This window comes from Psychrobacter sp. (assembly GCF_030457785.1).
Taxonomy (GTDB): domain Bacteria; phylum Pseudomonadota; class Gammaproteobacteria; order Pseudomonadales; family Moraxellaceae; genus Psychrobacter.
On record NZ_JAKDUI010000121.1, the window covers coordinates 1 to 8,272 of the forward strand.

The window sequence follows — 8,272 nt, forward strand, 5'->3', positions numbered from 1 at the left end:
TTTTACATCAATTATGGCTACGTCTGATGCCAGCATACTTTTTAGAACACCACCAAACTTTGAAACCCCCTATTGAATCGATAAGTAGCCTGCTTGTGAAAAGTACTTCTGTCCGGCATCTGAGCGAATATAATCCGTAAAGTCTGTCGCCATACTGGAGTCCTTGATAACAACACCGTCTTGCAAAATAGCTGGATAAGAATCAGGGTCTAAAGTGACAAATTGCTCAGGTGTGGCTTTAATAGCACCGACTTGAGATTGCGCAACCAAACCATAATCAACGTTACCCGTATGTGTGTATTGAAAGGCTTGCCCGATGTTCTCCGCTTGGATTAAGCGCTTCTGCTCATCTAATACATCATATACGTTTTGTGCTTGCAAATAGGATTTTGCCGATGCACCGTACGGCGCAAGTTCTGGATTGGCGATGGCTATTTTCGTACTGGTGTCACTCATCAGTAACGCTGTCAGTGCTGCTGGCTGCATATCACCCAAAGGTCTGGTGACACTATATAACGTCAGCTGACCGCGTGCATAACTAAAAGACTTATGAACACTAAGATCAGGTAAGTGCTCACCAGCTAGTTTGGCAGGGAATGCTTGATTGGCTGATAAATAAACATCATAAGGTGCTCCCGCTTTAATCTGCGCGTACAGTTTACCAGAAGAGGCAAAAGTCACTTCGATGTTTTTTTCAGCCAGATTATTCTCTGTTTGATAGCCATCAACGATTTCAGGCAGCACATCAAACAGATTGGCAGCAGCAGCAATACGTAGTGTTTGGTCTTGCTCTGCAGTATCAGTAGCCAATACCGGATCTGCAGCGTTTTCTTGCATACAGGCAGATAATGCCAATACTAATAAAACTAAGACAGAAGTCTTAACCATTATTACTGAGCCATTTAGAAGAGTCATTTTCATAATATTCTTGCTTCCACACTGGAATATCCGCCTTAATGGTATCCAGTATCCAGCGGCAAGCATCAAATGCGGGATAGCGATGCGCAGAGACCACGCCAACCCACACCGCCACATCGCCTATTTCCAACGCGCCTATGCGATGAATGGCGATAGCATGCGTAATCTCAAAACGCTGTTTGGCTTGTTCAATAATGGCACGTCCTTGATTGATTGCTAAGTCATCATATCCGTAGTAGGTAAGCCGATCAACGCTGGTCGCATTATTGTGATTGCGCACACGACCTTCGAAACAGACGAAGGCACCGCAGCTGTCGTTATCCAAGGTTCTTTTGAGCCTGTCTTCGTCGATAGCAATATCTAATAAAGCAAAACCATCACGCTCAGCTAATTGATATACCTCCTCAACGCTACGCTTGATGGTCATCGAATGGCTATGCACATCGTTTGTTGTAGGCACACTGTCTGTCATAGGTACGTTGTCTGTCATAGTTAACCACCCGACACTGGACTGATAAAAACCACACTGTCACCATCTTGAATCTGATCTGACCACTTAGCAAAATAATCATTGATCGCAACACGCAACTCTGACTGCGAGTGACTAAAACCATGCTTTTGACTTAAGTGCTGGTACAAGTCGGCTAAAGAAGTCGATGCGCTGACACTCACCGTTTCTTGTTGGCAGTTGGCTTCGTCAGCCAGACTAGCAAAGTATAGGACAGTGATATTCATGATTGACCCGCTATCAGACTCCGACTCGATACCACTCATAACACTCATAACACTCTCCACTCTTATCAACCTACCTAACGCCTGTCACTTATTAGCCCATTGATGCCTTAATAAACCGACACGCCCTAATTCAATTTCGTATTCACTGCTTAACTGAGATTATATTGCATCCCTAGTATGACTGTAATCTGATTTACCACCGGTTTTTTTGAGCAAATGAATATCATCAATAACAATGTCATGCGACAGTGCCTTGGTCATGTCATAAACAGTCAAACAAGCCACACTGACAGCCGTCAAAGCCTCCATTTCCACCCCTGTTTTGTGTGTGACTTTAACCGTCGCACTGACATTAATACTATGCTTCACGTCATCATATTCAAAGTTGATGGCTATCTTGTCTAATGGCAGTGGATGGCAAAGTGGGATAAGATCTTGAGTACGCTTGGCTGCCATGATTCCAGCAATATGGGCGGTCTGGGTAATACTGCCTTTCTTGGTTTGGCCGTCTGCCGCCTTAATTTTCTGATAGACCTCACTGGGAAAACGCACTTTCCCGCCTGCGGTTGCCTCTCGCGTCGTTGCAGTCTTACCACCGACGTCAACCATCGAAATGTCACCATCACTGTCTAAGTGCGATAGCGTTGCTGAATTATTCTGTTGATTACTGTTATTCATTTATCACTTCTCTTAACGATGTCTTCATGAGTCGTTTAATCCCAGACATGCACGCTCAAACTCTACGGGCGTATTGAAATTTGTCAGAGGTTGCCAGCGTGGTGACAGAGGTACGGTTTGCATCAAGGGCTTTATAAACGTCATCACTCGACGCTGTCCACTATCAATATAAGCTTTTAAAGCAGGCTCGACACTGAGCTGGTAGAGTCCTAGCAATGGGTATAAATGCTGCTCATCGGTCAAACAAATCACCTTTGTTTTGGTAGAGCCGTTGTTTTTTACTTGCAGCATCGAGGGTTGTAGTTTTTGCCACAAGTCTGTCGCGGGTATTAAACTATCGCAGCTAATAACCATAACCCAAGATAGTGAGTTATTGGTTGATGTATCTGACTTCTGAAAATCTTGCTTCTCGATACCTTGCAACTGTTGCAAGCCTGACTCAATAGCGACCAATGCGCCACCGTTTTTTATTTCTGCACTGGCACAAACCGCATCGCCACTACCGTAGTCAGCAATATAAACAACTGCGAATTGCGACTGTTGCCCACTGAAAGCCAAGTTGCTACGGAACCCTCGCCCATTATCCGCAATGAAAATAGGCGCATTTAAATCAAGTGCATGCCGTACGTGATAATCCAATAAACGCTCACCTGAAGGCAATGTAAGCGTCGCTTTTGGCGCTCCCATGCGGTTAGATGCACCACCTGCTAATATGACGATACCTGCTAAGCAGTCTAAGCTCGCCAGGCGACTATCATTATGCGTCATATAAATGTGTCATCTTTGCAAATCACTTATGAAAAAATCAGTCATGCTTCGGATTTTGTGCCATAAAGTGCGGCACGAAGTTGCACGGACGGGTACGGCTATCCAACTGCCCTTTGAGAATATCCTCCCAACCAGTACGACATGCCCCTGAAGAACCAGGTAAGCAAAAAATCCCCGTACTATTTGCCATGCCAGCAACCGCCCTCGACTGTACCGTAGACATACCAATATCGTCTTTCGATATGAGACGGAACATCTCACCAAAGCCATCTATTGTCTTATCAAATAATACGCTGACCGCTTCCGGCATACTGTCTCTAATAAAAAACCCTGTGCCGCCCGTCGTAATCACTGCATGGACATTTGGACTCGCAATCCATTGACTGATCACCGCTCTGATTTGATAGATATCATCCGTAATTAGCTGTCGGTCAGCTAATTGATGTCCTGCTTCGATTAAACTGTCTGCTAGATACTGCCCTGAAGTATCTTCAGCCAGTGTACGGCTATCAGACACAGTTAAAACGGCAATATTTAGTGGGATAAATGATGCAGGAGACTTACTCATAGATAGTCCTTAAAAAATATCAAATTCGGCGAAAATAATGGGGCTTGTTGAAATAAATAAGCTGCCGTCAAAAAAAGTATGCAGGTACCATTGAGATGGTGACAAATCGTTTATCTATTAGGGTCTGTCCTCAACTCAATCGATAGTCGTCTAAACGAAAAAAAACACCTTAACCACCAATGATTGATAGATTGTGCATAATTCCGCTATTGGCATCATGTAAATGATGATGCTCAGGCTTAATCGGCATAAAGCTGTGCAATGTACTCACCAAGCCTTCAACATCGTTTGACTGTAAATGTTGGCGAATATCGTAATTACCTTGATCAAATAGGCACAAATGAACCTTACCTTGACTGCTTACTCGCAAACGGTTGCAGCTATAACAAAAATGCGCGGCATAAGGAGCAATCATACCAATACGGCCAAGATGCTCTGGATGGCTGTACTCTACCGCTGGACCATCGCTACTACCACGCTCATGCGGCTGCCAACCATGCTCTAATAGATAGTCAATAATAACATCAGACTGTGCATGCTGAGCAAAGAACAAGTCACTGTTGTCACTGGTCTGCATAAATTCAATGAAACGATAAGTGACAGGTCGGTCTTTGACGTAATCAATCGCTGCCATCAGGTTTTCAAAGGCTGTCTCTGTCATCAAGATACTATTTATCTTAAGTTTTATGTCTGTGGTATTGAGCAGAGTATCCATATCAGCCAATAACTGAGGCAAGCTGTCAAACCCCGTCATTTTATGAAAGGTAGCAGCGTCAAAACTATCCATACTGATATTGAGCTGATCTAAACCAGCGTCCTGCCAACTGGATAAATGCTTACCAAGCTTGTAACCATTACTGGTCATAGCAACGGTTTCAATACCCTTTGTCTGTTTGATCGTGCGAATAATCTCGACGAGGTCACGACGTATGGACGGCTCACCGCCGGTGATTCTGACTTTTTTTGTACCGACTTGGGCAAAACCACGAATAAGTGCTGCAATCTCAGAAAGACTTAACTCATCATCAGGGCGTTTGCCTTGATAACCATTTGGCAGACAGTATTCACAACGAAAGTTGCAGAAATCTGTAATAGACAGGCGTAGGTAAGTCAATCGACGGGCAAAACCGTCGGTTAGAGGCTGATAGTTTTCGTTAGCATCATCGACAGGCGCAGTGACAGACGATAGCCTATCACTATCAAACGTAGCAGGTTCTAGGTCTGCGCTGGGCGAATATATCTGTACATCGCCGCTTTTGATACTGTCATCTTTCATATGTTACTGCCATTAGTATTGCTTTAATCGGTACCACTATAAACCATCCATCCTCACGCTCAAAGAAACCCAGCACTGCTAAAATAACAGCATGGATGCCTGAAGGCTGACACCGAAGGATTGATGTCTAAAGATTGGCACCTAAGGGTACAGCGTCGTAAGGTGATGGTTTCTTTCGGAAGACTCTGTAAGCATAACTTTTTATTAAATCGGGCTTGTGTCACCATACCCGTTTATACACACAGCCAAGGAAACGGCTGTACTGTGACCAAGCTATTCGCTTGTACATTGCTACTGTCTTTATCTAAGACAATAAAACAATTGGCACGACTCAGCTGTTTTATTCTGTGTGATTGCTGACTTGGTAAGCAGTCAACTTGATAGCTACCGACTTCATTTTGCGATAAAACCCCACGCTGAAAATCTTTGCGGCCAACTGATTTTTTTACATCATTCATCAATGTGGCTTTGATATTGAGTGGCATAGGTTGCTCTGACGCATCAGTACCAGACATCTGCCACAATGCCGGTATCACAAACTGTAACGCGCCAACGACCGTTGATAGTGGATTACCTGGCAAGCCAAAATACAACACTGTCTTTTCGACACCTTTATTCAACTCACCAAACACGAAAGGCTTACCCGGCTTCATTGCCACTTTATAGTGGTTAATCTGCCCAAGCTGCGCTATGACCTCAGTCAGAAAATCATAGTCCCCGACTGACACACCCGCTGTAGATACCAGTACGTCACATTCTTGCATAGCTCGATTCACAACAGTTGTTGTCTGCGCTAAGTCATCAGGAATGATACCAAAATCGCGAATCGTAATCGGCAAATCAGACAGCAGGCTTTTGAGCGTTGGGGTGTTGGAGTTATATATCTGCGCCAGACTCGTCAGTTCGTCTTCAACAGCAACAAGCTCATCGCCAGTCGCTAGCAACCCTACCGTCAGTGGTTCAAATACGCTCACTTGGCTCACACCTAGGTTTGCCAGTAAGCTGATATCCGCAGAATTAATGCGTTTGCCTATATTTAAGACCGTTTCACCTGATTCGATCTCCTCTCCCTGTTTGCGAAGATTGCTGCCTTTTTGTGCCGCTTGTATGAGTGTGATGGCATAAGTTTGAGACTTATCCAACGTGGATTTTATATCAGAAAAGTTCGTGTTTTCTTGCATAATGACAGTATCACAGTCATCCGGCACGACCGCACCAGTAAAGATACGCACGCCCTGCCCAGCTGTCAGCTTACCAGTGTAGGCACTGCCCGCCTGCGACTCACCAACGATATCAATAGTGCTATCTTTCGATAGCTCACTAACTTGCGCAATCGCATAGCCATCCATCGCTGATAGATTTTGTCTTGGCACATCAAAAGGCGAGCAAATATCTTGCGCCAGTATTTGATTACCACTATCTAATAACTGACAAGAACTGGTGCTTCTTTTCTGTAGGGCAAAATCATCGCTATTATAACTGTCTATACGTCGTTTTATTGCTGACTGCAACTCTTCCATGGTAATCATAACGGTATTCTCTTCTCTAACACACCCTTCTCTGAGCAGGCATCATGTTATCTTTCATTACTTTAACTATAAACAATTTGCACACATTTCGATACCATAGTTTGACAACTCACTTCCCTTTTAGCAAACCAGCCATAACTTAGCGCAAAAAAAGCACCTAATTAGGTGCTTTTATTATAGATAAACACGACATACTTTCTTTGATATAGCTACTTGGAAGTATCTGTATTTGCATATGGTAATAAAAATGAGAGCATGTCTGAGTTGTCACCCTTCTTCATCGTCACTCTCGTGATAATAAGCAAAAATGCTGGCTAAACACATTGATAAGTTTACCAACTTCAAAGACAATAACTACCAAAAATAAACGTGATCAGTCTACTTCACCAAGATGCCAACGAAGATGCACTACGCTGAGTAATAAAGCCATCTGCTATTTGACCATTATCTGCTTGCCAGCGCTGGAAAGCCTTACGAGTGTTAGTACCAACGATACCGTCTGTGCCTTTAGTATCATAGCCTGCATTGGTCAAACGACGTTGTAAATTACGCACTTGTACTGTCGACAACGGACGTTCGTAGCGCGGCCACTCCTTGTTCAAACCACCTTGCCCAGCAAGTGCTTTGCCCAACAAACTCACGCCTAATGCATAGCTTGATGAGTTGTTATACACTTTTATCACATCGAAGTTTGGGCTCAGCAATAATGCTGGACCATCTTTGCCAGCAGGTAACCATAGCTCCATTTGCGTGTCAGCATCTAGATAGACATCGTCGATAGTATCGATGCCGAGTGCCGCCCATCTAGCAGCTGATTGCTTGCTACCAACGACTGAGTAATCAAAAGACGTTGGGACAGTTGCTTCATAAAAAGGTGCTAAGCCACGAACCCAACCTGAGTTGCTCAAATAGTTGGCAGTAGACGCCAAGGCATCGCTCGTCGCCCATGGATTACGATGACCATTACCGTCACCATCTACGCCTTGCTCAAGCCATGTGGCAGGGATAAACTGCGTTTGCCCCATACCGCCTGCCCACGAACCATCAAGCTGTGACCATGATAGATCACCACGTTGTAATAACGTCGCGAGTGACAACAACTGACTTTCGGCAAACTCTTGACGACGACCATCATAAGCGAGACTGGCAAGCGAGCTTGGTATACTACTGCTTCCGGTCACTGCACCGTATGACGACTCCATACCCCAGATGGCGGCGATAATCTCATCATCAACACCGTAACGAGACTCTAGCTGCGACAAAAAGCTACGCTGCTCTGCAAACTTACGCTTACCTGTACTCACTCGACCATCTGATACCGCAGAATCCACATACTCCCATGGCATCTTAGAAAACTCAGGCTGACCTGAGTCTAGCGAAATAACTTGCTGATTTAGAGAAGCCATATTAAGCAAGCGCTGGATAGTCTGCGCATCATAACCTGAAGCCATCGACCGCGACGAAAAGTCCGACTTCCAATCATAGAAAGTATTATAGCTTGGCTTTGCGACCGGTTGTGGCTGCGGCTGTGGTTTTGGGGTTGGTCGTGTTTCTGGCTGCGGTGTTGGCTTTACCTGAATGGTTTGGGTCTGAGTAATCTCCACATTGCCTTGACGCACAGGTTTTTGTGTTGTTTGTTGGCTCGCACAGCCAGCCATAACCAATGCAGGCACAAGAGCGATATATCTTTTTTTGAAAATCATAAAATTTCTCAGGTATGTACTTTAAGGTATGAATAGTTAACTTAACCCCAGTTCGGGATAAGCGCTCAAAAAAAAGATAAAAAAGAAGTCCAAAGTT

General features: G+C 44.4%; 9 protein-coding genes. All 9 read right to left on the reverse strand.

Annotation, left to right across the window (positions count from 1 at the left end):
- Nucleotides 1-69: 69 nt before the first annotated feature.
- The 9 genes from modA to L0J61_RS07070 all read right to left on the reverse strand — a co-directional run bounded on the left by modA (nucleotide 70) and on the right by L0J61_RS07070 (nucleotide 8,175).
- Nucleotides 70-921: a molybdate ABC transporter substrate-binding protein gene (modA, locus tag L0J61_RS07030; protein ID WP_301465624.1), complete on the reverse strand. Its 852-nt coding sequence runs from the start codon at nucleotides 919-921 to the stop codon at nucleotides 70-72.
- Entirely contained in the window at nucleotides 881-1,345 is a 465-nt protein-coding gene (locus L0J61_RS07035; RefSeq protein ID WP_301465632.1) for a molybdenum cofactor biosynthesis protein MoaE, read from the reverse strand. The genes modA and L0J61_RS07035 overlap by 41 nt, the downstream gene beginning before the upstream one ends.
- Before the next feature lie 65 nt (nucleotides 1,346-1,410).
- On the reverse strand, nucleotides 1,411-1,701 hold the full coding sequence (locus L0J61_RS07040; protein ID WP_367651945.1) for a MoaD/ThiS family protein: 291 nt from the start codon (nucleotides 1,699-1,701) through the stop codon (nucleotides 1,411-1,413).
- A gap of 111 nt (nucleotides 1,702-1,812) precedes the next feature.
- Nucleotides 1,813-2,331 (reverse strand): cyclic pyranopterin monophosphate synthase MoaC, encoded by a 519-nt coding sequence (gene moaC, locus L0J61_RS07045; protein ID WP_301465625.1) that lies wholly within the window; start codon nucleotides 2,329-2,331, stop codon nucleotides 1,813-1,815.
- Nucleotides 2,332-2,355: 24 nt separating this feature from the next.
- Nucleotides 2,356-3,099, reverse strand: a complete 744-nt coding sequence (locus tag L0J61_RS07050) for a molybdenum cofactor guanylyltransferase (protein ID WP_301465626.1) — start codon at nucleotides 3,097-3,099, stop codon at nucleotides 2,356-2,358.
- A gap of 37 nt (nucleotides 3,100-3,136) precedes the next feature.
- Nucleotides 3,137-3,667: a molybdenum cofactor biosynthesis protein B gene (moaB, locus tag L0J61_RS07055; protein ID WP_301465627.1), complete on the reverse strand. Its 531-nt coding sequence runs from the start codon at nucleotides 3,665-3,667 to the stop codon at nucleotides 3,137-3,139.
- Nucleotides 3,668-3,836: 169 nt separating this feature from the next.
- A complete protein-coding gene (moaA, locus tag L0J61_RS07060) occupies nucleotides 3,837-4,943 on the reverse strand; it encodes a GTP 3',8-cyclase MoaA (protein WP_301465628.1) in 1,107 nt (368 codons plus the stop codon).
- A gap of 233 nt (nucleotides 4,944-5,176) precedes the next feature.
- Nucleotides 5,177-6,472 (reverse strand): gephyrin-like molybdotransferase Glp, encoded by a 1,296-nt coding sequence (gene glp / locus L0J61_RS07065; protein WP_301465629.1) that lies wholly within the window; start codon nucleotides 6,470-6,472, stop codon nucleotides 5,177-5,179.
- A 383-nt stretch (nucleotides 6,473-6,855) separates the two neighbouring features.
- A complete protein-coding gene (locus L0J61_RS07070) occupies nucleotides 6,856-8,175 on the reverse strand; it encodes a lytic murein transglycosylase (RefSeq protein ID WP_301465630.1) in 1,320 nt (439 codons plus the stop codon).
- Between the last annotated feature and the right edge of the window lie 97 nt (nucleotides 8,176-8,272).

What these genes read in the sequence shown, in the direction of transcription:
- modA (WP_301465624.1), bottom strand. Translation starts at nt 921, where the DNA reads ATGAAAATGACTCTTCTAAATGGCTCAGTAATAATGGTTAAGACTTCT.
- L0J61_RS07035 (WP_301465632.1), bottom strand. Translation starts at nt 1,345, where the DNA reads ATGACCATCAAGCGTAGCGTTGAGGAGGTATATCAATTAGCTGAGCGT.
- L0J61_RS07040 (WP_367651945.1), bottom strand. Translation starts at nt 1,701, where the DNA reads ATGAGTGTTATGAGTGGTATCGAGTCGGAGTCTGATAGCGGGTCAATC.
- moaC (WP_301465625.1), bottom strand. Translation starts at nt 2,331, where the DNA reads ATGAATAACAGTAATCAACAGAATAATTCAGCAACGCTATCGCACTTA.
- L0J61_RS07050 (WP_301465626.1), bottom strand. Translation starts at nt 3,099, where the DNA reads ATGACGCATAATGATAGTCGCCTGGCGAGCTTAGACTGCTTAGCAGGT.
- moaB (WP_301465627.1), bottom strand. Translation starts at nt 3,667, where the DNA reads ATGAGTAAGTCTCCTGCATCATTTATCCCACTAAATATTGCCGTTTTA.
- moaA (WP_301465628.1), bottom strand. Translation starts at nt 4,943, where the DNA reads ATGAAAGATGACAGTATCAAAAGCGGCGATGTACAGATATATTCGCCC.
- glp (WP_301465629.1), bottom strand. Translation starts at nt 6,472, where the DNA reads ATGATTACCATGGAAGAGTTGCAGTCAGCAATAAAACGACGTATAGAC.
- L0J61_RS07070 (WP_301465630.1), bottom strand. Translation starts at nt 8,175, where the DNA reads ATGATTTTCAAAAAAAGATATATCGCTCTTGTGCCTGCATTGGTTATG.